Origin of the sequence: Blautia sp. 1001283B150304_161114_C9 (assembly GCF_015668165.1) — a bacterium.
In the GTDB taxonomy this organism is placed as follows: Bacteria; Bacillota; Clostridia; order Lachnospirales; family Lachnospiraceae; genus Blautia_A; species Blautia_A wexlerae.
The window spans coordinates 1-23,828 of sequence record NZ_JADPGO010000030.1 but is presented as its reverse complement, the minus strand read 5'-3'; the positions used below and the strand labels follow the sequence as shown (position 1 = coordinate 23,828).

22 protein-coding genes are annotated in these 23,828 nt (G+C 41.0%); 21 read left to right on the top strand and 1 reads right to left on the bottom strand.

Annotated features, from left to right (window positions below):
* Window positions 1-291: 291 nt before the first annotated feature.
* The 9 genes from mtaB to I4V44_RS13730 all read left to right on the top strand — a co-directional run bounded on the left by mtaB (window position 292) and on the right by I4V44_RS13730 (window position 7,526).
* On the top strand, window positions 292-1,623 hold the full coding sequence (gene mtaB, locus I4V44_RS13770; RefSeq protein WP_118566245.1) for a tRNA (N(6)-L-threonylcarbamoyladenosine(37)-C(2))-methylthiotransferase MtaB: 1,332 nt from the start codon (window positions 292-294) through the stop codon (window positions 1,621-1,623).
* Between the two features lie 314 nt (window positions 1,624-1,937).
* The gene (locus tag I4V44_RS13765; protein WP_020994102.1) at window positions 1,938-2,210 is read left to right on the top strand and encodes an IreB family regulatory phosphoprotein; all 273 of its coding nucleotides are present in this window, start codon (window positions 1,938-1,940) and stop codon (window positions 2,208-2,210) included.
* A gap of 1 nt (window position 2,211) precedes the next feature.
* On the top strand, window positions 2,212-2,634 hold the full coding sequence (ruvX, locus tag I4V44_RS13760) for a Holliday junction resolvase RuvX (protein WP_118329990.1): 423 nt from the start codon (window positions 2,212-2,214) through the stop codon (window positions 2,632-2,634).
* Between the two features lie 12 nt (window positions 2,635-2,646).
* Window positions 2,647-2,904, top strand: coding sequence for a DUF1292 domain-containing protein (locus tag I4V44_RS13755; protein ID WP_008707416.1), 258 nt, complete (start codon window positions 2,647-2,649; stop codon window positions 2,902-2,904).
* Between the two features lie 163 nt (window positions 2,905-3,067).
* A complete protein-coding gene (locus I4V44_RS13750) occupies window positions 3,068-4,816 on the top strand; it encodes a ribonuclease J (protein WP_008707417.1) in 1,749 nt (582 codons plus the stop codon).
* 1 nt (window position 4,817) lies between these two features.
* The gene (locus I4V44_RS13745) at window positions 4,818-5,162 is read left to right on the top strand and encodes a YlbF family regulator (RefSeq protein WP_055060451.1); all 345 of its coding nucleotides are present in this window, start codon (window positions 4,818-4,820) and stop codon (window positions 5,160-5,162) included.
* A gap of 89 nt (window positions 5,163-5,251) precedes the next feature.
* Window positions 5,252-5,656, top strand: coding sequence for an endolytic transglycosylase MltG (locus I4V44_RS13740; RefSeq protein ID WP_008707419.1), 405 nt, complete (start codon window positions 5,252-5,254; stop codon window positions 5,654-5,656).
* The gene (locus I4V44_RS13735; protein ID WP_118338574.1) at window positions 5,653-6,297 is read left to right on the top strand and encodes an O-methyltransferase; all 645 of its coding nucleotides are present in this window, start codon (window positions 5,653-5,655) and stop codon (window positions 6,295-6,297) included. Before I4V44_RS13740 ends, I4V44_RS13735 begins: the two co-directional genes overlap by 4 nt.
* Before the next feature lie 5 nt (window positions 6,298-6,302).
* Window positions 6,303-7,526: a peptidase U32 family protein gene (locus I4V44_RS13730; protein WP_020994100.1), complete on the top strand. Its 1,224-nt coding sequence runs from the start codon at window positions 6,303-6,305 to the stop codon at window positions 7,524-7,526.
* A 38-nt stretch (window positions 7,527-7,564) separates the two neighbouring features.
* Here I4V44_RS13730 and sigK read toward each other — a convergent pair whose 3' ends face one another.
* A complete protein-coding gene (sigK, locus tag I4V44_RS13725) occupies window positions 7,565-8,194 on the bottom strand; it encodes an RNA polymerase sporulation sigma factor SigK (protein ID WP_022381225.1) in 630 nt (209 codons plus the stop codon).
* 417 nt (window positions 8,195-8,611) lie between these two features.
* On the opposite strand from sigK, the gene I4V44_RS13720 reads away from it, so the two are divergent.
* From I4V44_RS13720 to I4V44_RS13665, 12 genes are all read left to right on the top strand, one after another.
* Window positions 8,612-9,592, top strand: a complete 981-nt coding sequence (locus I4V44_RS13720) for a tRNA dihydrouridine synthase (protein ID WP_196002857.1) — start codon at window positions 8,612-8,614, stop codon at window positions 9,590-9,592.
* Window positions 9,558-11,351: a sensor histidine kinase gene (locus I4V44_RS13715; RefSeq protein WP_118409630.1), complete on the top strand. Its 1,794-nt coding sequence runs from the start codon at window positions 9,558-9,560 to the stop codon at window positions 11,349-11,351. The genes I4V44_RS13720 and I4V44_RS13715 overlap by 35 nt, the downstream gene beginning before the upstream one ends.
* A gap of 66 nt (window positions 11,352-11,417) precedes the next feature.
* Window positions 11,418-12,932 (top strand): response regulator, encoded by a 1,515-nt coding sequence (locus I4V44_RS13710; RefSeq protein ID WP_118409631.1) that lies wholly within the window; start codon window positions 11,418-11,420, stop codon window positions 12,930-12,932.
* Between the two features lie 73 nt (window positions 12,933-13,005).
* Entirely contained in the window at window positions 13,006-14,184 is a 1,179-nt protein-coding gene (locus tag I4V44_RS13705) for a sugar ABC transporter substrate-binding protein (protein WP_243280281.1), read from the top strand.
* Between the two features lie 163 nt (window positions 14,185-14,347).
* Window positions 14,348-15,574, top strand: coding sequence for an ABC transporter substrate-binding protein (locus I4V44_RS13700; RefSeq protein ID WP_019162408.1), 1,227 nt, complete (start codon window positions 14,348-14,350; stop codon window positions 15,572-15,574).
* A gap of 175 nt (window positions 15,575-15,749) precedes the next feature.
* On the top strand, window positions 15,750-16,661 hold the full coding sequence (locus I4V44_RS13695; protein ID WP_019162407.1) for a carbohydrate ABC transporter permease: 912 nt from the start codon (window positions 15,750-15,752) through the stop codon (window positions 16,659-16,661).
* Entirely contained in the window at window positions 16,661-17,497 is an 837-nt protein-coding gene (locus I4V44_RS13690) for a carbohydrate ABC transporter permease (RefSeq protein ID WP_019162406.1), read from the top strand. The genes I4V44_RS13695 and I4V44_RS13690 overlap by 1 nt, the downstream gene beginning before the upstream one ends.
* 112 nt (window positions 17,498-17,609) lie before the next feature.
* Entirely contained in the window at window positions 17,610-19,553 is a 1,944-nt protein-coding gene (locus I4V44_RS13685; RefSeq protein ID WP_118409632.1) for a glycoside hydrolase family 127 protein, read from the top strand.
* Window positions 19,554-19,760: 207 nt separating this feature from the next.
* Window positions 19,761-20,861 carry a YibE/F family protein gene (locus I4V44_RS13680; RefSeq protein ID WP_118329983.1) on the top strand — a complete coding sequence of 367 codons (1,101 nt, stop codon included), beginning with the start codon at window positions 19,761-19,763 and terminating at the stop codon, window positions 20,859-20,861.
* A complete protein-coding gene (locus tag I4V44_RS13675; RefSeq protein ID WP_118409633.1) occupies window positions 20,858-21,631 on the top strand; it encodes a YibE/F family protein in 774 nt (257 codons plus the stop codon). Before I4V44_RS13680 ends, I4V44_RS13675 begins: the two co-directional genes overlap by 4 nt.
* A gap of 357 nt (window positions 21,632-21,988) precedes the next feature.
* On the top strand, window positions 21,989-23,350 hold the full coding sequence (locus I4V44_RS13670) for an MATE family efflux transporter (protein ID WP_118409634.1): 1,362 nt from the start codon (window positions 21,989-21,991) through the stop codon (window positions 23,348-23,350).
* 191 nt (window positions 23,351-23,541) lie between these two features.
* A complete protein-coding gene (locus I4V44_RS13665) occupies window positions 23,542-23,730 on the top strand; it encodes a hypothetical protein (protein WP_005342828.1) in 189 nt (62 codons plus the stop codon).
* The last annotated feature ends 98 nt before the right edge of the window (window positions 23,731-23,828 follow it).

Below are 23,828 nucleotides of genomic sequence, written 5' to 3'. Positions count from 1 at the left end.
ATTTGCTGACCTGATTATCTGTCAGCTTACAGTTTTCATCTTAACGGCAGAGACCATAAAAGTCAAGGTGAAAACGGATAAAATTTCCAGAAAGATTTAGTGAAAATGTAGAACAGTGCTAAAATATCAGACTGTTTTGTAGAAAATGAACAATAACTAAAGCGAAAACAAAATCTATTCTGTAAGCATATAAGTTTTCGAAATGTCAGCATGTATACAAAGTCCAGACTACAGAAAATGAGTATGCAGGTATAGAATTATAAAAACAGAAAAATCAATTAGGAGGAAAGAATGGGAAAAAAAGTTGCACTTCACAACTTAGGATGTAAAGTAAACGCCTATGAAGTAGAAGCCATGCAGCAGCTTCTGGAAGAAGCGGGCTACGAGATCGTACCTTTTGAACCGGGGGCTGATGTATATTTGATTAATACCTGTACAGTAACCAACATTGCAGACCGTAAATCCAGACAGATGCTGCACAAAGCAAAGAAAATGAACCCGGATGCTATCGTGATCGCAGCCGGATGTTATGTACAGACAGATGAAGGGAAACTGGATAAAGATGAGGCTGTAGACCTGATCCTTGGAAACAATCAGAAGGGAAATATTGTCCAGGTACTCGAGGAATATGAGCAACAGCACACCAAACAGAAACATGTGCTCAAGATCAACCAGACAAAAGAATATGAAGAACTGGCAATTGATCATACAGCAGAGCATGTACGCGCATATATCAAAGTTCAGGACGGCTGTAATCAATTCTGTACTTACTGTATCATTCCTTATGCAAGAGGTCGTGTCAGAAGCCGTAAGATCGCGCATGTAATGGATGAGGTTCATGCACTTGCAGCAAAAGGATACAAGGAAGTCGTTCTGACAGGAATTCATTTAAGCTCTTATGGTGTAGATTTCCCGGCAGAAGAGAAAGAAACACTGCTTTCCCTGATCCGGGCAGTACATGAGGTAGAAGGAATCGAACGAATCCGTCTGGGCTCCCTGGAACCGGGAATCATCACAGAAGAATTTGTGCAGAGCATTGCCGCATTGCCGAAAATGTGTCCGCATTTCCATCTGTCCCTGCAGAGCGGATGTGATACCACACTGGAGCGAATGAATCGCAGATACAGAAGCGCAGAATATGCAGAGAAATGCGGGCTTCTGAGAAAATATCTGGGAAATCCTGCACTTACCACAGATGTGATCGTTGGTTTTCCGATGGAAACAGAAGAAGATTTTCAGGATTCCTATGATTTCGTAGAGAGCATTCATTTTTATGAAACTCATATTTTCAAATATTCCCGCCGCCATGGAACAAAGGCTGCAGCCATGTCCGGACAGCTCACTGAAGCACAGAAAGCGGTCAGAAGTGACAAGATGCTTGCTTTAAATGAACAGCATGCGAGAGAATATGAGAAATCCATGCTCGGCGGTGAACTGAAAGTACTTCTTGAGGAAGAAGTAGAGATTAACGGAGAGCAGTGGTATATCGGCCACAGTATGGAATATATTAAAACAGCAGTGAAAAAACAGGACAACTACAGTGTGAATGACATCATTACTGTAAAAGCTGAAGAGTTCCTGGAAGAACATACATTAACAGGTGAGGTTCTGGGAGTAGAATAGTTACAGTTCACACACCACTATCCCGCGAGGTGTTTTGGCATGAATATGCCAAAATCCCGAGACATACAAGCCAAAATTCCATTGCCGCAGGCAATCTGGAATGAATTTTGGCTATGTTACTGAGAACGGAGTGAACAGTAACGTGTGTGAACAGTAACGAATAATCATCAATAAATTTGCGGTTGCACAATACGTGAAATTATATTAAAATATAGAAGAAAATATGTGTATTGTATACGAAATTTGCAATACATAGCAAAGCAGAATTACTAAGAAGGCTTTGCGACAATAAATCAGGTAAGGACGTGAATAAAATGGCAGAGAACAATCTGGGTAATACCCAATATTTCAGAACAAAACCAGACCAGGAGCTTCAGGTAAAAGAAGTTCTGGATCTCGTTTACACAGCAATGGATGAGAAAGGATACAATCCGGTCAATCAGATCGTTGGATATATTATGTCCGGAGATCCTACTTATATTACCAGTCACAAGGGCGCAAGAAGCATGATCATGAAAGTAGAGCGCGATGAACTGGTAGAGGAACTTTTAAACGAGTATATTAAGAACAAATCCTGGGAACGCTGATATGAGGATTCTGGGATTAGATTATGGATCAAAAACAGTCGGTGTAGCCATTAGTGATCCGCTGGGGATCACCGCTCAGGGTGTAGAGACGATCTGGCGTAAACAGGAGAACCACCTGCGCCAGACACTTGCTCGTATTGAAGAACTTGTTTCGGAATATCACGTGGAGAAGATCGTGCTTGGATATCCGAAGAACATGAACAATACGATTGGAGAACGTGCCCAAAAATCACTGGAATTTAAAGAAATGCTGGAGAGACGTACAGGTCTTGAAGTGATCATGTGGGACGAGCGTCTGACAACAGTAGAAGCCAATCGTACTTTAATGGAAGCCAGTGTGCGCAGAGAGAACCGCAAGCAGTATCTGGATCAGCTGGCTGCTGTTTTTATTTTGCAGGGATATCTGGATTCCCTGTCCTGTTAGGAGATTAATAAGATGGAGAAAATTAAATTTCAGCTTGAGGACGGAACAGAAGCGGAGTTTTATGTAGAGGAGCAGACCAGGATCGGAGGAGTTGCATATCTTCTGGTATCTGATTCTCAGGATGATGAGGCGACAGCCTATATTTTTAAAGACGTGTCAGAGGATGACAGTCAGGAAGCCTGCTATGAAATGGTCGAGGACGAGGATGAGATGCAGGCTGTTTTTAAAGTATTTGAACAAATGTTAGATGACGTAGACCTTGAAATGTAGCATGGAGGTGTAGTATTTGAGTAACGAAAATAACAACCAGTTTAATAATGAAGCGCGTGAAAATCATGACGGACAGTTCGGACATGGTCAGAAGAGGCCATACAACAGACCGAAGAATTATAAATATAAACCACAGCACAGAAATTCTTATGGAAGAAAACCAATGCAGGACCGCAAGGCTCCGGCAGATAAAGAGAAGAACGGAATACAGGTACCATTTAAGGCTGCGATAAAGAATTCTTCCCGCAGACCGAAGAAACCAACATCTAAATTAAAGATCATTCCTCTGGGTGGTCTGGAACAGATTGGAATGAATATCACAGCATTTGAATATGAAGACAGCATTGTTGTGGTAGACTGTGGTCTTGCTTTCCCGGAAGATGATATGCTCGGAATTGACCTTGTCATTCCGGATGTCACCTATTTAAAAGAGAATATTTCCAAAGTAAAAGGCTTTGTGATCACTCATGGACATGAGGACCATATCGGTGCGCTGCCGTATGTACTCAAAGATGTAAATGTCCCTGTTTATTCCACGAAGCTGACCATTGCCCTTATTGCAAATAAGCTGAAAGAGCATAATATGACCAATACTACCAAGTTAAAGGAAGTAAGGCATGGACAGGTCATTAATCTTGGTGATTTTTCAATTGAATTTATCAAGACAAACCATAGTATCCAGGATGCATCTGCACTTGCAATCTATTCTCCGGCAGGCATCGTAGTGCATACCGGCGACTTTAAAGTAGATTATACTCCTGTATTCGGAGATGCCATTGATCTGCAGCGTTTTGCAGAGATTGGAAGAAAGGGAGTACTGGCACTGATGTGTGACAGTACTAATGCAGAGAGAACCGGATTTACCATGTCTGAACGTTCTGTGGGACATGTGTTTGATAATCTTTTCAATGAATATAAGACAAACAGAATCATTATTGCCACTTTTGCATCCAATGTAGACCGCGTACAGCAGATCATTAACACAGCTTATCGTTTCGGACGCAAGGTTGCAGTAGAGGGCCGCAGTATGGTAAATGTTATCACAACTGCAGCAGAGCTTGGATACCTTCGCATTCCGGATCAGACTCTGATTGAGATCGATCAGGTTAAGAATTACCCGGATGAACAGGTAGTGCTGATCACAACAGGAAGTCAGGGTGAATCCATGGCAGCTCTTTCCCGTATGGCTGCAAACATCCATAAGAAAATAGTGATCAAACCGAATGATACTATTATTTTCAGTTCCAATCCGATTCCGGGAAATGAGAAAGCGGTATCCAAGGTTATCAATGAGCTTTCCATGAAGGGTGCGAAGGTTATCTTCCAGGATGTCCATGTTTCCGGACATGCCTGCCAGGAAGAAATCAAGCTGATCTATTCTCTGGTAAAACCGAAATATGCAATCCCTGTTCATGGTGAATACAGACATCTGACCGCACAGAAAAATGTAGTTGAGGAACTTGGAATCCCCAAAGAGAATATCTTTGTCCTTGCATCCGGAAATATTCTGGAGCTTGACAGCCAGAGTGCACAGGTAACAGGCACTGTACACACAGGAGCAATCCTGGTAGACGGACTTGGTGTAGGAGATGTAGGAAATATCGTTCTTCGTGACCGTCAGCATCTTGCAGAAGATGGAATTATGATCGTTGTGGTTACGTTGGAACGCCACAGCAATGTGATTCTTGCAGGACCGGACATTGTTTCCAGAGGCTTCGTATATGTGAGGGAATCTGAGGATCTGATGGATGGTGCAAGAGAAGTGGTAGAGAATGCACTGGATTCCTGTCTGGAACGTAATATTACGGACTGGGGCAAGATTAAGACAGTTGTGAAGGATGCGCTCAGTGAATTTTTATGGAAACGTACCAAGAGAAGTCCTATGATCCTGCCTATTATCATGGAGGCATAAAATGGAACCAAATACAATAGAGGAAAGTATTAAAGGGCTTCTGGAGGCTATAAAGGAGAGCCCTGAATATCTGGAATTTCAGAAGCAGAGTGATATCCTGAAAAAGAAGCCCGAACTGAAGGCACGTGTGGATACATTCAGGGCAGATAATTATAAAGTCCAGAATGAATGTGATTCCGATAATCTGTTTGAAGTTGTAGAGCAGATGGGAAAAGAATCCGCAGAGCTGCGCAGACACCCGGAAGTGAATGCGTATCTGGATGCGGAGCTTGCTTTGTGTAAAATGATGCAGAGAATCTGTATAAAACTGGGAGAAGGTATTGATATAGATGTCCCGGGAATGTGAGCAGATAAACTGTAAAACAGTTATCCTGCTGTGAGCAGATAACTGAGCGGATGACTTTATCCGCCTGACATACAGAAAGGAAATAGCTTATGAGTGATACCAGAGAACGTGCAGGTGCAGCAGGTGTTGTTGTTGCAGGAACGTTTTTTAAGATCGTACTTTATATATGTGTGATAGTTTTACTTTTCTGGGTAGGAAAGGCTTCTTATCAGTTTGGACATGATGTCTTTAATCAGCAGGCCATGAGTCCCGGAGAAGGACAGGAAGTTACAGTGGTGATCAAGGAAGATACTTCCTTGTACAAGATTGCCAAAACTCTTCAGAAAAAAGGCCTGGTCAAGAGTGCAACGGTATTTTATGTTCAGGAGAGACTGTCTACTTATCATGGAAAGCTTCAGGCCGGAACGTATCTGTTAAGTACAGCATATACACCTAATCGTATCATGGGAATTCTGGCAGGTGATGATGAACAGGAAGGGGTAAGTGATTCGTGATAGTTGACGAGCGGATGCGTACCTATATTAATTCACTGGATATGGGAAATACACCGTTTCTTGAAGAATTGGAGCAGTATGCCATCAGGGAACGGGTGCCGATCATCCGGAGAGAAATGCAGAGCTTTATAAAAATGTTTCTGGCTGTAAACCGGCCGAAGCGTATTCTGGAGGTGGGGACAGCCATTGGCTTCTCCACACTTCTTATGTGTGAATATGGTCCTGAGGATCTTGAAATCGTAACGATCGAGAATTATAAGAAGAGAATTCCCATCGCAAAAGAGAATTTCAGGAGAGCCGGACGGGAAGCGCAGATTACTCTGCTTGAGGGAGACGCAGGACAGATATTAAAAGAACTGGAAGATTCGTTTGACATGATTTTTATGGATGCTGCAAAGGGACAGTATATCAACTGGCTTCCGGATGTGATGCGTCTTATGAAAAATGGCGGTGTTCTCATCTCTGACAATGTGCTTCAGGAGGGAGATATCATAGAGTCCCATTATCTGGTAGAGCGCAGAAACAGAACCATATATAAGAGAATGCGTGAGTATCTGTATGAACTGAAACATAATCCATCCCTGATAACTTCGATCATTCCCCTGGGAGACGGAGTTACAGTCAGTGTGAAACAGGAGTGAACAATATGAGAAAAATAGAATTGCTGGTTCCGGCGAGCAGTCTTGAGGTGTTGAAGATTGCTGTTATTTTCGGAGCAGATGCAGTATATATCGGTGGAGAAGCCTTTGGACTTCGTGCCAAAGCAAAGAACTTTTCCCATGAAGATATGAAGGAAGGAATCGCTTTTGCCCATGAACATGGAGTGAAAGTTTATGTGACTGTAAATATTCTGGCCCATAATTATGATCTGCCGGGTGTGAGGGAATATCTAACAGAACTGAAAGAACTGAAGCCGGATGCACTGATCATTGCAGACCCGGGAATCTATATGTATGCAAAGGAAATATGCCCGGAAATCGAACGTCATATCAGTACACAGGCAAACAATACTAACTATGAGACATATCGTTTCTGGTACAATCTGGGAGCAAAGCGTGTGGTAACAGCCAGAGAGCTTTCGCTTGCGGAGATTAAAGAGATCAGAGAGCATATTCCGGAGGATATGGAGATTGAAACATTCATCCATGGTGCTATGTGCATTTCTTATTCCGGAAGATGTCTGCTCAGTAATTATCTGGCAGGACGTGATGCCAACCAGGGAGCCTGTACCCATCCCTGCCGCTGGAAATATTCCATTGTTGAGGAGAAACGTCCGGGAGAATATATGCCGGTATTTGAAAATGAAAGAGGAACCTATATCTTTAATTCCAAGGATCTCTGCATGATCGAGCATATGGACGATATCATTAACAGCGGAATCGACAGTCTGAAGATAGAAGGCCGTATGAAAACCGCTCTCTATGTCGCAACAGTTGCCAGAACTTACCGCAAGGCAATAGACGACTATATGGAGAGCCCTGAGAAATATCAGGCAAATATGCCATGGTACCAGGAACAGATTTCCAACTGTACCTACAGACAGTTTACAACCGGATTCTTCTATGGAAAACCGGATGAGAATACACAGATTTATGATAATAATACTTATCAGAAGGAATATACGTATCTGGGATTTGCTGAGGCAGTGGATGAACGGGGTTATGCGCAGATCACTCAGAGAAATAAATTCTCTGTAGGTGAGACAATTGAAATTATGAAACCGGACGGACAGAATGTAGCTGTCACTGTGAAGGGAATTTATGATGAGGAAGGCAATTCCATGGAGAGTGCGCCTCATGCACAGCAGAAGCTGTTTATCGACCTGGGAACCGAAATCCAGGTTTACGATCTGTTAAGAAGAGCAGAGTGATTAATAAACGCAGCCAACGTTAAATTTGTTGGCTGCGTTTACTGCATTTGCGGGAAAAGGCCTCGAAGCTTTTGCAGAGCAGTTTTTTCGATTCTGGAGACATAAGAGCGGCTGATACACAGTTTTCGGGCAATTTCCCGCTGAGTTTCTTCCTCCATGCCAAAGAGCCCATATCTGCAGCAGATCACCTGATATTCCTTATCTGACAGGACTTTTTTCAGAGAGCGTAGAAGATAGTCGGTATTTTCGCGGATATAGCAGTCTTCTACAATATCTACAGGTGCACTCTCGATCACATCTAACAGATTAATCTCATTTCCTTCTTTATCTGTTCCTATGGGTTCATATAGGGACACTTCTTTTGAATGCTTTTTCTTAGCACGAAAATACATCAGCAGTTCATTTTCTATACATCTGGCAGCATAGGTGGATAACCGGGAAGCCTTCTGGGGATTAAAGGTTGTGACAGCCTTGATCAGTCCGATGGTTCCAATAGAGATCAGATCATCTGTATCCTCACCGGTTCCCTGATATTTTTTGACCACATGTGCTACCAGCCGCAGATTATGCTCGATCAGGATATTCTTTGCCTGAGAATCACCCTCCTGATATTTTTGAAGATAATATTTTTCCTGGGATATGGACAAAGGTTTTTGAAAGGCCTTCAAATCGCTACCTCGAAGGGGATTTCTATATAGTTTATGTCCGGGACAGGGTGTTGGTGCTTTTCCAGAAAATTTTGAGTCTTTTTACAATTATTTTACCTGTTCTGTACAATTGTGTGATGGCAGAGTGTTTTTTCTCTGATATGCTTAATAAAGCTGGTGATGAACAAGAATATGATTTTCGATGCTGATGGACAGGCTGCACAGACCGAATTGAAAGAGATGCTTGCAAAAAGAGTATCTCTTTTTGTGTTGATTTTTGCAGCGGATGTTTCAAATCTGCATTGAGAAATCAGAATGACTACAGTATAATGGATGAAGAATTTAACCGAATAAACTGCTCAGCAGTTATCAGGTGTAGAACTACGCAGTGAAGTGGATGATTTTATCTGCTTAAATACAATATAACAGGAGAAGCACATGAAAATATATTTAGCCCCGCTTGAGGGAATTACAGGATATACATACAGAAGGGCACTTTACAATTGCTTTGGAGGGTTTGACAAATATTTTATTCCTTTTATTCTTCCAAACCAGAAAGGACATCTCAGCACCAGAGAAAAGAAAGACATTATGCCTGAGAATAATGAGGGGATGTATGCTGTTCCCCAGATTTTGACAAAGAATGCAGAGGATTTTATCCAGACAGCGGAAACACTGCAGGAATACGGTTATAATGAAGTAAATCTGAACCTTGGCTGTCCGTCAAAGACTGTTGTGACAAAAGGCAGAGGTGCGGGATTTCTGGACAGACCGGATGAACTGGACAAATTCCTGGATGAGATTTTCCGTAAATGTGATATGAAGATTTCCATCAAGACCCGTCTGGGTATGGATGATCCGGAAGAATTTGAGGATCTGCTGACAATTTATAATAAATATCCGCTGGAGGAGTTAATTGTTCACGCAAGAGTGCAGAAAGACTATTACAAAAATAAGCCCCGTCTGGAAACATTTGGAGAGGCTGTGGAGCACTCAAAGAGCCCGGTTTGCTATAACGGAGATATTGCTACAGCAGAAGACTGTACCAGATTACAGGAAATGTTTCCGACCCTGGACTGCATTATGACAGGCAGAGGAACACTGAAGAATCCGGCACTTGCCAGAGAAATCCGTGGCGGTGCACCTGCGTCAAAGGAAGAAATCCGCAGATTTCATGATATGATGTACAATGAATATTGTGAAGACCTGTCCGGAGACAGAAATATCCTGTTCCGTATGAAAGAATTATGGTCTTATCTGGCACCTATGTTTACAAACAATAAAAAATATGCCAAAAAGATTAAGAAGGCTGAGAAATGTGTGGTATATGAAAATGCAGTCAGAGAATTATTTGGCTGTGAACAGTTAATTGGAGAAGTGGAAAATGCGGATATGGAAAAAAATACTGGATCATTATAACAGCTGGAAACTGGGGCATAAGCTGCTATGTGCATTTACACTGGCATCTATCATTCCGTTGCTCCTGATACAGATTTTTGCATTTCAGGTAAACCGTAAACAGATGACGGAGAAGATTGATGAGCTGATGGTCAGTAACCTGATGCAGATTGCGGAACGTGTAAACCTAAACATGGAAGTATATACAAACCTGTTATATCAGATATATAAAGATGAGCAGGTGATCGACAGCGTGACAGCACTGACTGACGATCAGGAAACACATAAGGCAGTAGCGTACAACCAGATTGTAAAAAGAATGAAACAATACCGCAACAGCGATGCGGGGATCCGCTGCCTGAGTATTATATGTCCGGATGGATTAGCTGTAACATATGATTTTGAAACAGATTCTTCTCTGAATACAATCTGGAATAATTATTCAGATATGAGGCAGGCACCACCCTACTGTGAGGCTGTAGATGCACCGGGAATGGTACTGTCTGATACGATGAGATTTGAAGAAGGGGAAAATCCCGGACATTTTTTCCATATTTCCAAAAGACTGTTTGACTTTGATGATCTGGAAAAAGGAAGTATTGCTACTGTTGTTATGTCGGTGGATCAGAGTATACTAAGCTCTATCTGCGGAAACGGCACAAAGCGGGATAACAGTATTAATTTTATTATGAATCAGAAGCAGGAAATAATTTCTTATCCGGATGAAGACTTCACAGGTATTTCCATAAATCCGGATCTGAGTACAGAAGAATTTGTAAAGGTTTCCGGATATCTGAAAAATAAGAAAATAGCACTGAATCAATATGAAGATGCAGATACAGGATGGATCTTCTGCAATGCGTATGACAGAGATTATATGCTCCGGGACGTGACCAGAACACAGGGAATGCAGCTTGGGATTACGGTATTGCTTTTAAGCTTTGCTCTTGTTCTGATTATCTATACAATACGAAATATGGATGCATCCGTAAAATCGGTTGTGCAGGGAATGCAGGAAGTAAAGAAGGGAAATCTGGATGTTCTGGTTCCGGTTCAGTCTTTTGATGAGATTGGTACGATCACGGATAACTTTAATGAAATGACAGTGAAAGTACGGGAATTGATCCGGGAAGTGACAGAAGCACAGGAGAATCAGAAGAATGCGGAAATTCGTGCTCTGGAAGCCCAGATTAATCCACATTTCCTGTATAATACTCTTGATTCCATTAACTGGATGGCAATTGAGAAAGAGGAATATGAAATCAGTAAAATGATCCGAAATCTGGGAGTGATACTCAGATACAGTGTAAATAAGAGCAACCAGATTGTAACCATAAGAGAACTGGCAGACTGGCTGGAAAAATATATCAGTCTGCAGCAGATGCGCTTTAATGATGCATTTGCCTATCGCCTGAATATAGACGAGGAGACTTACGACAGGAAGGTTTATAAGCTGCTGCTTCAGCCCTTTGTAGAAAATGCAATCATTCATGGGTTTAAGGAAATGGAAAGCGGCGGACTTCTTCAGATTGATATTATGCCGGCTCAGCACGATCCGGGAATTGTTATCATTATAGAAGATAATGGAAAGGGAATGCCACAGGACATGTTGAAATGTTATAATGACAGAGAAGAAGCCATTAAGGATGAAGGAAGAAGCATCGGTCTTCATAATGCTTTTTCCAGAATGAATATGTATTACGGTGAGAAAGCGTCCTGGAATGTCAGCAGTATGGAAGGTATGGGAACTGTGATCACCCTGCGTATTCCTGTCCTATAGCAGTCCTTGTAAATAATACATTTAAGACAGTTTCATATAAAATACAGTATTTAAGGAAAAGAGAAAATGAGAATATTAATCGTAGAAGATGAAATAAAAATCCGTATGGGAATTTCCAGACTGATTACTTTACATACACAGCATACAGTAGTAGGAGAAGCAAAAAACGGAAAAGAAGGACTGGAGATGATCAACCGCTATCATCCGCAGCTTGTAATATCCGATATCCGTATGCCGGTGATGGATGGTCTTGAGATGCTTCAGGAGTCAGTGAAGCAGGGAAACCATTGCCATTTTGTAATTCTCAGTGGTTACTCGGAATTTGAATATGCGCAGAAAGCACTCAGATATGGTGTAGATGATTATTTGCTCAAACCGTTGGCTCCTGAAGATGTTACAGAACTTCTGGACAAAATCCAGCAGAAAGTGGATGAGGAAGAAGCAAAAAACATTCAGACAACAGAAGGACTGCTCAGAGAAATCCTGACAGGTGGACGTATTGACATTACAGATATTTGCCGGGAACTTCAGGAAAAACATATTTTTACAGAAAATCAGCCAGTTTTTGTTGTGGCAGGATATACGGGAAATACCAGTCCGAAATATTCTCAGGCATTAACCGGACAGTGGGAGAAAATGAAAGAGACTTATCCTGACATGAGGCTTTTTTATGTTACATTGGAAAATACGCAGGAAATGTTTTTGTTAATTCAGGGAGAAATCACAGAAGAGGAGCTTGAAAGAAAGCTGAATCGGAGAGTATACCAGAATATAACAGAAGAAGATCAGCCAGTATGGACATTTGCTGTCTCAGATCAGCCTGAGGAAATACAGAATATTGTTGAAAAACTGAGAAAGTGCTATTTGTACGGAATTCGTCTTGGCTATCGTACGATTATCACAGAAGAAAAAACAGAAATGATTGCAGAAGAAGAATTTCAATATCCGATACATCTGGAAAATCAGATGCAGACAGCCTTGTGTGAGACAGCCATAGAGCATTTGCGAAAAGAAACGGACTTTTTTATCAACTATACGAAAGAGATGAAATGCAGTCCACGGTATATCAGAAAAACCTATAAAAAAATGCTGGCATTTCTGGAACATATCTGTCATGAAGTAAATCCGGAAGCCTATAAGCTGCTACAGAACCAGGATCTGGAGAGAGCAGCGTCTGAAATGGTGACTCTGGGTGAACTGGAAGCAGTTTTCAGAAGGGCAGTGGAGATTATTATTGAATCTAAGGATAGGAAAGAAGATATCCGTAATTATGCAATCCGCCGTGCAATCAATTTTATTCGGGAACATTACAGTGAAAATATTTCCCTGGATATGCTGGCAGAACGTCTGGAAATCACACCGGAATATTTAAGCACATTGTTTAATAAAGAGGTAGGAATTAATTTTTCAACGTTTTTAAAACAGTTCAGGATCAGTCAGGCGAAGAGACTTCTGAAAGGTACGGACGAGAAGATTTATGCGATCGCACAGCAGGTTGGATACAATGATCCGAAATATTTTAACAGAGTATTTAAAGAAGAGGTTGGCATGTCTCCCGGTGATTACAGACAGAAAAATTAGGACAGACATTTTGCCTGAATGATTTTCAGACACGCCCGAGTGAGCGGAGGATAAAGAGAAGGACAGTAAGAGGATGAAAGATATATGGAAAAAAGTCAGCATATTTTTTCTGGCAATGTTAATCGTGTCGTTTAGCGGCTGTTATAACGCATCAAAAGAAAAAAAGGAAAAAACTGTGGCAGAGCAAAAAGAAAATCTGGTGATCTGGGCTTATTATGAAACACAGGCTCAGAGAAATGGATTGAATGAACTGGTAAAGAATTTTAACCAGTCTCAGAATGAATATGAAGTAGAATGGGAATATGTGCCTATGACAGGTTTTGTAAAAGGTCTGTCTTCGGCTTATACAGAGAATAAGCTTCCGGATATGGCAATCATGGACAATCCGGATACACCGTCCCTGATCCGGCTGGGAATGTTCGAAGATATCACAGAACAGGTAAAGAACTGGAATCTGGAAGAGGAATATTATCAGTCAATCCTTAATACAGTGAAATATGAGGAACGGTATTATGGACTTCCTCTGAATTGTAACAGTACAGCATTGTTTTACAATAAACATATATTGGAAGAGGCAGGTGTCACGCCTCCGTCTGACTGGCAGGAGTTAAAAGAAGCAGCGGAGAAACTCACCACAAAAGACAGAAGCGGATTTCTCATGTGTGGTATGGAAGGAGAGCAGGGAGCATTTCAGATTCTTCCATGGATTTTATCAGCAGGCGGTACTGTAGATGCAATTGACGGACTGCCATGGACAGAAACCTTTGAGTTTTTTTCAGAACTTCTGAAAAGCGGAAGTATGTCAGCAAACTGCATCAATCTGACACAGACAGATGTGGCAAGAGAATTTAATGAGGGAAAAACAGCTATGATGCAGAATGGTCCCTGGGTTTTGCCGATGCTGAAAGAGGCAGGTACAGACTATGGAATTGTATCACTGCCTGAGAACGGTTCACCTGCGGCAGTGCTGGGCGGAGAGAATATAACTATTATTAAAGGTAAAAATGCAGAAGGATCTCTGGTGTTTTTGAACTATTGTATGGAAAATGAAGAGCTTTTTAAGTTCTGCAAGTCTGCAAGTATCCTTCCTGCGAAGATCAGTGCTGCAAAGGAAATGGCAGCAGAAGATGAAGATATGAAAGTCTTTGAGGAGCAGATGAATTATGCAGTTTCCAGAACTTCTGTTCCGCAATGGGAAACAATTGCACAGAAGCTGACTGACAGGATGTATAGCCTGGTACAGGAGAATTAATCTATCAGTACAGAGAATATTATAGCGATTCCATAAAATAATGCACTAAAATAAAATAGTCCACCTTTCTTAAATTATTAGAATTAACCAGAAGGACAATCTCCCATATAATGAGTTCAACAGCAAAAGAGCTGAAACAAATCATTATATGGGAGGTTTTTTTATGAAGATGAAAAAAGTGTTAGCAGCGGCGTTATCCCTGGCATGTGCAAGTACTTTATTTGCAGCGACAGCAGTAACCGCATCTGCAGCAGACAAAAAGGAAGTTGTGATCTGGGATTATTTCGAAACAGATGCACAGAAACAGATGATGCAGTCATTAATTGACGAATTTAATGCATCACAGGATGAGTACGAAGCATCTCATGTATATGTACCATTTGCAGATTACGAGAAACAGCTTACACTGGGTATCGCATCAGGAGAACTTCCGGATCTGGTTATCCTTGATGGCTGTGGTATGGCATCCTTCATTCAGTTAGGATTGTTTGGTGATATCTCCGATGCAGATATTAACTGGGACGAGTACATGGAAGGACCGATGGAATCCACAATGCTGGACGGAAAACATTATGGAATCCCATTTGCAACAAACTGTACCGCTCTGTTCTACAACAAAGATCTGTTTGATGCAGCAGGAATTGATTATCCGGATGAAAATACTACATGGGATGAATTCCACGAAATGGCAAAAGCTCTGACAAAAGACGGAGTATCCGGATTCGGAAATGCAGCAACAAACACAGATGAAGGTACATTCCAGTGCTTACAGTGGCTTTACACAGCAGGCGGATCTTATACAGACATTGAAGATGGTGTAGATGCTTACAAATTAATGCAGGAAATGATCGAAGACGGTTCCTGGACAAAAGAATGTGTAAACTGGACTCAATCAGACGTAAACAATAACTTTATGGCAGGAAACCTTGCAATGCAGCAGAACGGACCATGGCAGATTCCCGGAATCGAAGCAAATGCTCCTGATTTAAACTACGGTGTAACTGTTCTTCCTAAGAAAGATGCAGATTCCGAACAGGCAACATCTATCCTTGGCGGTGAAAACATGGGTGTTGTAAATAAAGATGATACTTCAGGCGCTGAAGCATTCCTGAAATATTATGATCAGACTGATGTTATGGTTGACGCTATGAAACAGTACGGTTCCTATCCTCCAAAAACAGAGGCAGCAAAAGATTCCTACTGGACAGATGATCCAATCCAGAAAGCGTTCCTTACACAGATCGATACATCCATTCCAAGAGGACCAAGCGCTGCATGGCCATCCTACTCAAGTGCGATCCAGACTGGTTTCCAGGAAGTTATGACATCAGCCAAAACTCCGGAACAGGCAGCCAAAGATACACAGGCAGCAGTAGACGCAGTGAAATAATATTAAATGAAATATAATGGAAAGAATGCCTCGCTTTGTGAGGCGGGGCGTTCCTTTCTGAAACTGGACAATATCCATGAATTTGCTCATACATATATCCATATATGGCTTATTCATGGATGTTGTTCAGAATTTTCAGACAGTATTTTAACTACCACTTTAAGGGGGCAGAAGAATGAAAAAACAAAGAAAGTTAAACGGCGGGGCAAAGATGGGATTTCTGTTCGCCCTTCCCGCAGCGATTTATATGATGGTTTTTATAGGCTATCCTATGATCCAGAACCTGATCTTAAGTTTTAAGAATGTAGATGTTTATTCTTTCGCACAGCCGGACAATCAGGTATTTGTCGGATTACAGAACTATATCGAGTTATTTACCAGTGGTAACTCTATCCTGACTAAATCAATTGCAAATACATTGATTTTTACAGTTGGTTCTATTTTCTTCCAGTTTATCATTGGTTTTGCACTGGCATTGTTATTCAATAAGAAATTTGCCGGATGTTCTTTCTTCAGAGGTATGACAATGATCTCCTGGCTGCTTCCGGTAACAGTCGCAGGACTTCTTTTCAAATTCATGTTCGCAAGTTCTGGCGGTATTATCAACCAGTTCCTTGTATCTCTACATATCATCGACCAGCCAATGGAATGGCTTTTACATCCAAAGTCTGCAATGGTAGCTATCATTGTAGCAAACATCTGGATTGGTATTCCGTTTAATATGATGCTCCTGATCACAGGACTTACCACAATCCCGGCAGAAGTTTATGAAAGTTGCAGCCTGGATGGTGCAAACAAGATCCAGACATTAGTTATGGTAACAATTCCGATGATCAAACCGGCGATTATGTCTGTTCTGACATTAGGATTCGTATATACATTCAAAGTATTCGACCTTGTATGGGTTATGACGAAAGGCGGACCGATCAATTCTACGGAACTGGTTTCCACTTATGCATACAGGCTTTCCTTTGAGGAATTCCAGTTCAGTAAAGGCGCGGCAGCAGCTAATATTCTGTTCCTGATCCTGCTGGTAGTCGGAGTCTTTTATATTAAATTAATCAATGAAGAGGAGGAGATCATGTAATGGGTAAAAAACAGAAAAAAGGTCAGATTGGCGCTTTTATATGCGGATTCATTATCTTTGTGATTTTTATATTTCCTCTGTACTGGATGGTAGTTACAGCATTAAAAACACAGGTGGAAATCTTTGAGATTCCCACACCATTATGGCCGAGAAATCTCTCTCTTGATGCATTTAAAGCACAGCTTTCCGCATCCAGTGATACACTCCGTGGATTCAAAAACAGTGCGATCATTGCTGTTGGAGCAACTATTATTTCCACTGTTTTATCCATACCTGCATCTTATGGTCTGGCAAGATTCCGCTTCCGTGCAAAAAAAGTCATGATCCTGTTCTTCCTGATCACACAGATGCTTCCATCTACTCTGGTACTGACATCATTATATATCATGTTCTCAAAAGTCGGACTGTTAAATACATACTGGGCACCAATCCTGGCAGATGCTACACTTGGTATTCCTTTCAGTATTATCATTCTGAGAACCTATTTCCTGTCCATACCGAAGGAGCTGGATGAGGCGGCAAATATTGACGGCTGTGGATACTGGAAATCCTTCTTCTTGATCATGCTTCCGATTGCAAAGCCGGGTGTAGTGGTTGCAGCAGTATTCTCATTCGTATATGCATGGGGCGACCTGATTTATGGTATTACATTCATTACAAACCCGAACATGAGACCAATCACTTCCAGTATTTATAATTATGTACAGCAGTATCAGACACTGTGGAACTCCACAATGGCATTTGGTATCATTGCAATTTCTCCTGTTGTATTAATCTTTATCTTTATGCAAAGATACATTGTCAGTGGATTGACAAACGGAGCTGTAAAAGCGTAAAAAACAAAAAATAATAAGTATATGAATGCAAATTGGAGCGTGTCTGAAAAATATTTAAAATAACTGACATGCTCTAATTTGCTATCAAAAACAGTAAAAGGAGACATAAAATATGAGAGCAAATTCATTGGACTTAAAAAAAGTTTCCATTCATGATTCATTCTGGTCCAAACACGTTGACCTTGTAAGAAATGCGATCATCCCGTATCAGTGGGAAGCAATGAATGACAGAATCCCGGATGCAGAATCCAGCCACTGTCTGGAGAACTTTAAAATCGCAGCAGGAAGAGCGAAAGGTGATTTTTACGGAGCAGTTTTCCAGGACACAGACGTTGCAAAATGGCTGGAAGCAGTAGGATTTTCCCTTGCCTGCTATCCGGATGAAGTACTGGAAAAAACAGCAGATGAAGTAATCGACCTGATCGCAGATGCACAGTGTGAGGACGGATACATCAATACCTATTTTACAATCAAAGAGCCTGACAAACGCTGGACAGATCTCTGCGAGGGACACGAATTATATACAGCCGGACATCTGATGGAAGCAGCAGTTGCCTACTATGAAGGAACCGGAAAGAGAAAATTTCTGGACTGTATATGTAAATTTGCAGATCTGATTTGCGACACTTTCGGAACAGAAGAAGGCAAGATCCACGGATATCCGGGACATGAGGAAGTAGAAATAGGACTGATCAAACTTGCACGTGTAACAGGAAATAAGAAATATATGGATCAGGCAAAATATTTCGTAGATGCCAGAGGTGTTGGCGAAAATTATTTTATGAAAGAAATGAGTCGCCCGGACTACAAGATGATCTTCCCTGAATTTGCAGATTATACACCTGCATATTCTCAGTCACATAAACCAGTCAGAGAGCAGACAACAGCAGAAGGACATGCAGTACGTGCCGTTTATCTGTATTGTGCAATGGCAGATCTGGCAGAGGATTATCAGGATGAAGGACTTCTGAAGGCCTGCAAAACCTTATGGAATAATATTGTAGAGAAACGTATGTATCTTACAGGTGGAATCGGTTCTTCCGGACATCTGGAACGTTTTACAGTAGATTATGATTTGCCGAACGAATACAACTATTCTGAAAGCTGTGCATCCATCGGACTTGCCCTGTTTGGTCTGAGAATGGCCCAGATCACAGGAGAAAGCCAGTACATGGATGTGGCAGAACGTGCATTATATAATACGGTTCTTGCAGGAATTGCGCTGGACGGAAAGAGTTTCTTCTATGTGAATCCTCTGGAGGTATGGCCGCCTGCATGCATGGAAGGAACCTCCAAGAAACATGTAAAACCAATCCGCCAGAAGTGGTTTGGAGTAGCATGCTGCCCTCCAAATATTGCTAGAACACTGGCATCTCTTGGTCAGTATGTCTATTCACAGAGACCTGAAAAAAGAGAATTATATGTGAATCTCTTCGTATCCAATGAGACAGAACTTGACTGGAATGAAGACAAGATTTCCGTGAAACTTCAGACAGAATTTCCATGGGTAAATACCTACAGTCTGGAAGTAAAGAATGTGCCGGCAGGCGGAATGAATCTGATGCTTCGTGTACCGGACTATGCACAGGATTATCAGGTAAAAGCAGACGGAAAATTATATGAAGAAAACAAAGAACCGGAAAAAGGCTACCGTAGAGTTCATGTAGAAAAAGACACTAAAATTGAGGTAAGCTTTGCTGCACCTGCCAAATTTGTCTATGCAAACCCACAGGTACGTGCAGATTCCGGAAAAGCAGCAATCGTACGCGGACCACTGGTATACTGTCTGGAAGAAATCGACAATTTCCAAAATCTCCCGGCAATTTTTGTAGATACAGATGCACCTCTGAGAGAAGAAAAATCTGATCTCTTCGGCGGAATCATAACAGTGAAAGCAAAAGGAAAGAAAATTGTAGAATCTTCCGTTTCCGACAGCCTTTACAGCGGACAGAAACCACAACTGGAAGATGCAGAACTTACAGCAATCCCATATCCTTACTGGAATAACAGAGGTGAAGGCGAAATGCTTGTGTGGATGAAGGAACTCAGACCATAGAAATGAAACAGATACCCCTTAAGTAGATGAAAAATATCTATTTAAGGGGTATTCTTAATTTATATCGCAAATCATTTGCAAATTATTTGCAAATTTATATCTTGACTAGGATTTAAAAAAGTGTAAAATATTATTTCGATAAAAAGTAACTGATTAGTATCTTTAAGGTTGTAATATTTTTTATTAAGAAGGAGAAAAAAGAATCCTATGAAATCTCATGTATTTCAGATGAAATATTTCTTAGCAGGCATCTATATTATCTGTGTTATATTTACCTGCTTTAACGCCAGGTTTTATCATACGCCTCTGGCGAAGATATCTTCAGTAACAGAAAAGGAAACAATGAGCAGAAAAGGAACCAGGGATGCAGAAGAGTATTATTATACTCAGAAAATTACAGCGCGTATATTAAACGGTACCCATAAAGGGGAAGAGATTTCTATTTCTAATGAATATACATCGTCTCAGGTTCAGAATCAGAAATATCACAAAGGAGACACGGTCCTTTTAAGCGGTTCAAGGGAAAATCCAGGGAAATCCATACGTTCCATAAAGCGTGATGGTTATCTGGCATTGTTGGCAGGTGGTCTGTTTTTTCTTCTGATCTGTATTACAGGAAAACAGGGATTCTATACGATCATATCGCTGATATTGAACACAATTATATTCGCGTTTGGATTTCAGGCTTTTATGAAAGGGGAAAATATCTTAAATATCTGCAATGTAATTGCTTTTCTTTTTTCGATAACAACTCTGATCTGTCTGAATGGGATCCACAGAAAAACATGGGCTTCTGTTATTTCAACCATATGCGTACTGTTTCTGATCATGGCATTATTTGAATTTTCTATTCAGTTTTTTGGAGATTTGGATTATTCTAATCTGGAATATCTGGGGAGTATGAGTAATTCCGCTGATATATTCTGGACAGATATTATGCTGACAGGACTTGGAGCTATCATGGATGTAGCTGTAACTATTAGTGCTGCAACAGGGGAAATTGTCCGGAAAAATCCAGATGTTTCTCTGAGAAAATTAATACATTCAGGACGGGAAATCGGATATGATATTATGGGAACCATGATAAATGTGTTGCTTTTTGTTCTGGCAAGCGGCATGATTCCTATGTTTATCCTGAAAATGAACAATGAGATCAGGTTTATAACGATCATACGATATCATATTCCATATGATATCTGTCGTTTTCTGATTGAAAGTATAGGAATTGTACTGGCAATCCCTGTATCTGTTTTTATTTCTTCTATTATCATGAAACTACCATCTCTGAAAAGGAGCGACAAAAAATGATAATTTTTCTTGCACTGGTATTGATTATTTTAATGATTCTGATTGGTGGGGAGCGCGGAGCAGTTTCTCTTATGACACTGGCCGGTAATATTGTAATTCTGTTTATTTCGATTCTTCTGATGTCCATTGGTTTCCCGGCTCTGTTTCTGATATTGGCTGCAGGGGCAGGAGTCTGCTATAATTCCCTGTTTTACCAGAATGGAAACAATCCAAAGACACGGGCGGCTTTTCTGGCTACCTTGCTTGTAATGCTGCTTTTATTTATTCCGATTTATCTTATTATATGGAGATCAGGAAGCTATGGACTGAATGAGCTTCAGCTTTCAGAAGATGATTTTATGTATTATTACAGTACGGATATCCATATTAATATGCTTCATGTGGCAGTTTTTGTAACTGTTTTCAGTACTCTTGGAGCGGTTATTGATACTGCTTTATCTGTAACTTCTTCTGTATATGAAGTCTGGACACATAAAAACAGCCTGACAGCGAAAGAACTTACTTCTTCCGGCTATCAGGTTGGAAAAGAAATTATAGGAACAACTGTAAATACGCTGCTTTTTGCTTATCTTGGAGGCTCTATTCTGTTATTTGCCTATGTTCAGACACAGCAATATAACCTGGAAATTATTCTCAATTCCAAATTTCTTTTTCAGGATGTTGCAATCATGCTGTCTGGGGCGATTGCCTGCCTTTTTACAGTACCGGTATCCATCAGATGTGTGATTCGCCAGATCCATCATGCTGCATCTGAAACAGATCACAGCTGATCGGATTTGTTTTCACAGTCTTTGCAGATTCCATGAAGTATATCTCCGCTGCACTGCAGACGGAATCCATGATCCCGGAACAGATGCGCAAAGAGAACATTAGAAGGATTGGAATTAATTCTGTTCTTTTTTTGTCCATATATTATCCTGTAAAATGGGTCGTATCTGGAGCAGTATCTTTTGATGTATTATCTATTATCAGCAGTATATAGTATCGCTTCTTGACTTACATTTCTTTTGTGATGCTGTATATAAAAGGACTAACTGTCTGTGGGGAGCAGTCATACTACATATAATCTATAATGCAGTAGGAGCAATGATTATAATTCAATGAAGTAATTTTTATGAGGTAATTTTATGTGTGAAAATGAAAAAAAGAAATATCATTCCATTGAGATGACCACAGGATCTCTCTGGAAAAATATACTTCTCTTCAGCCTTCCTCTTATGGGATCACAGGTACTGGAGGTTCTTTTTAACTTAAGCGATGTTGCCGTTGTTGGACGGTTTGCAGATTATATGGCACTAGGTGCCGTCGGCTCCACAACTTTGCTGGTTACTCTGTTTACCGGAATCCTTATCGGAATGGGTGCCGGTGTCAATGTCCGCGTAGCTCACGAACTGGGTGCCGGTAATAAAAAAGGCACAGAAGAAACAATCCATACTTCTCTTCTTTTGTGCGCAATCACAGGTCTGCTCGTCTGCGCCATCTGTCTTCTGTTTTCCGGGCGGATGCTGTCCATGATGAACACGAAGCCGGAACTTATTGATCAGGCTATTTTATATATGAAGATCTATTCCCTGGGAATGCCTGCAATGGCCGTATACAATTTCGGAAACGGCGTATTAAGTGCCATAGGCGATACGAAACGACCATTGATCTACCTTTCCATCGCAGGTGTGGTCAACGTTCTTCTGAATCTGTTTTTTGTTATTGTCTGTCATATGGCAGCCGCAGGCGTTGCAACAGCCAGCGCAATTTCTCTGTATATTTCTGCTTCTCTGGTGATGATCCATCTCCTCAGAAGAACCGATGACTGCAAAGTATCTCTGCGTAAGATCTGCCTGCACCCCAAGGCCTGCAAAGCAGTTCTCATGCTTGGTATCCCTACAGGTCTTCAGAACGGAATCTTTGCTATTGCAAACCTGTTTGTGCAGACTGGTGTCAACTCTTTTGATGCAGTGATGGTTTCCGGAAATGCAGCTGCCGCAAATGCTGACTCCCTGATCTATAATGTCATGTTTTCTTTTTATACTGCATGTGCAAGCTTTATCGGTCAGAACTGGGGTGCCGGTAATAAAAAACGAATGCTGAAATCTTATAGAGTCAGCCTTACATATGCCTTCATTTTCGGTGCAATCCTGGGTGGACTACTCCTTGTGTTTGGCTCACAGTTTCTTTCTTTGTTCGCTACGGAACCAACAGTTATTGATGCTGGTATGCAGAGGATTCGTATTATGGCATTCAGCTATGCGTTTAGCTGTTTTATGGATGGCAGTATCGCCGCATCCCGAGGCATCGGAAAAAGTATTCCGCCTACCATTATCGTTATCCTGGGCTCCTGCGTATTTCGTATTGTCTGGATTTATACAGTATTTGCACATTTCCAGACGATTTCATCACTGTATCTTTTGTATATCTTCTCATGGGGAATTACAGGACTTGCAGAAACTCTGTTTTTTGTTGTAAGTTTTAACAAAATATGGGTTGAAAAATAGTCACAGCCACTCTGTGATTTATATGTCAGGTGGATTCCACAATTGACTGGAAAGAAAATCAGCTTACAAAACGGGTGAAATTTCAATCGGAATTGACCGAGCTGAAAGCGAGGGATACTTCTTGTCCGAGGGGCAAGAAGGTGGAACTAAAAATAATTAGAACAATCGGAATTTGGAGGAGATTCTTATTTATGAAAAAAGGGATAAACAAATCAATCTTATTTTACATTGCATCAGTTCTGTTTTTCATAGCGTCAGCTATTGGCTTTACGAGTGGAAATGAAAGTTCTATGGCTATAGTATGGTTATGTCTTGGTTCTTCATTTCTTTGCTTGGGTTCGACTCATAAGAAAAAGGAAAACAATACAGATGATAAATAATTTCCTGCTTGTATTGTTGGAAAATCGTTAAGGAAAGAATCGAAGGTGGTGCAAACGAAAAAGCAGTATGGAGACTTTTCATTAACTGCCCTTTCGTT

Bases quoted from the DNA above. Each gene is read 5' to 3' on its own strand.
- mtaB (WP_118566245.1), top strand. From the start codon at position 292: ATGGGAAAAAAAGTTGCACTTCACAACTTAGGATGTAAAGTAAACGCC.
- I4V44_RS13765 (WP_020994102.1), top strand. From the start codon at position 1,938: ATGGCAGAGAACAATCTGGGTAATACCCAATATTTCAGAACAAAACCA.
- ruvX (WP_118329990.1), top strand. From the start codon at position 2,212: ATGAGGATTCTGGGATTAGATTATGGATCAAAAACAGTCGGTGTAGCC.
- I4V44_RS13755 (WP_008707416.1), top strand. From the start codon at position 2,647: ATGGAGAAAATTAAATTTCAGCTTGAGGACGGAACAGAAGCGGAGTTT.
- I4V44_RS13750 (WP_008707417.1), top strand. From the start codon at position 3,068: ATGCAGGACCGCAAGGCTCCGGCAGATAAAGAGAAGAACGGAATACAG.
- I4V44_RS13745 (WP_055060451.1), top strand. From the start codon at position 4,818: ATGGAACCAAATACAATAGAGGAAAGTATTAAAGGGCTTCTGGAGGCT.
- I4V44_RS13740 (WP_008707419.1), top strand. From the start codon at position 5,252: ATGAGTGATACCAGAGAACGTGCAGGTGCAGCAGGTGTTGTTGTTGCA.
- I4V44_RS13730 (WP_020994100.1), top strand. From the start codon at position 6,303: ATGAGAAAAATAGAATTGCTGGTTCCGGCGAGCAGTCTTGAGGTGTTG.
- I4V44_RS13720 (WP_196002857.1), top strand. From the start codon at position 8,612: ATGAAAATATATTTAGCCCCGCTTGAGGGAATTACAGGATATACATAC.
- I4V44_RS13715 (WP_118409630.1), top strand. From the start codon at position 9,558: ATGCGGATATGGAAAAAAATACTGGATCATTATAACAGCTGGAAACTG.
- I4V44_RS13710 (WP_118409631.1), top strand. From the start codon at position 11,418: ATGAGAATATTAATCGTAGAAGATGAAATAAAAATCCGTATGGGAATT.
- I4V44_RS13705 (WP_243280281.1), top strand. From the start codon at position 13,006: ATGAAAGATATATGGAAAAAAGTCAGCATATTTTTTCTGGCAATGTTA.
- I4V44_RS13700 (WP_019162408.1), top strand. From the start codon at position 14,348: ATGAAGATGAAAAAAGTGTTAGCAGCGGCGTTATCCCTGGCATGTGCA.
- I4V44_RS13695 (WP_019162407.1), top strand. From the start codon at position 15,750: ATGAAAAAACAAAGAAAGTTAAACGGCGGGGCAAAGATGGGATTTCTG.
- I4V44_RS13690 (WP_019162406.1), top strand. From the start codon at position 16,661: ATGGGTAAAAAACAGAAAAAAGGTCAGATTGGCGCTTTTATATGCGGA.
- I4V44_RS13685 (WP_118409632.1), top strand. From the start codon at position 17,610: ATGAGAGCAAATTCATTGGACTTAAAAAAAGTTTCCATTCATGATTCA.
- I4V44_RS13680 (WP_118329983.1), top strand. From the start codon at position 19,761: ATGAAATCTCATGTATTTCAGATGAAATATTTCTTAGCAGGCATCTAT.
- I4V44_RS13675 (WP_118409633.1), top strand. From the start codon at position 20,858: ATGATAATTTTTCTTGCACTGGTATTGATTATTTTAATGATTCTGATT.
- I4V44_RS13670 (WP_118409634.1), top strand. From the start codon at position 21,989: ATGTGTGAAAATGAAAAAAAGAAATATCATTCCATTGAGATGACCACA.
- I4V44_RS13665 (WP_005342828.1), top strand. From the start codon at position 23,542: ATGAAAAAAGGGATAAACAAATCAATCTTATTTTACATTGCATCAGTT.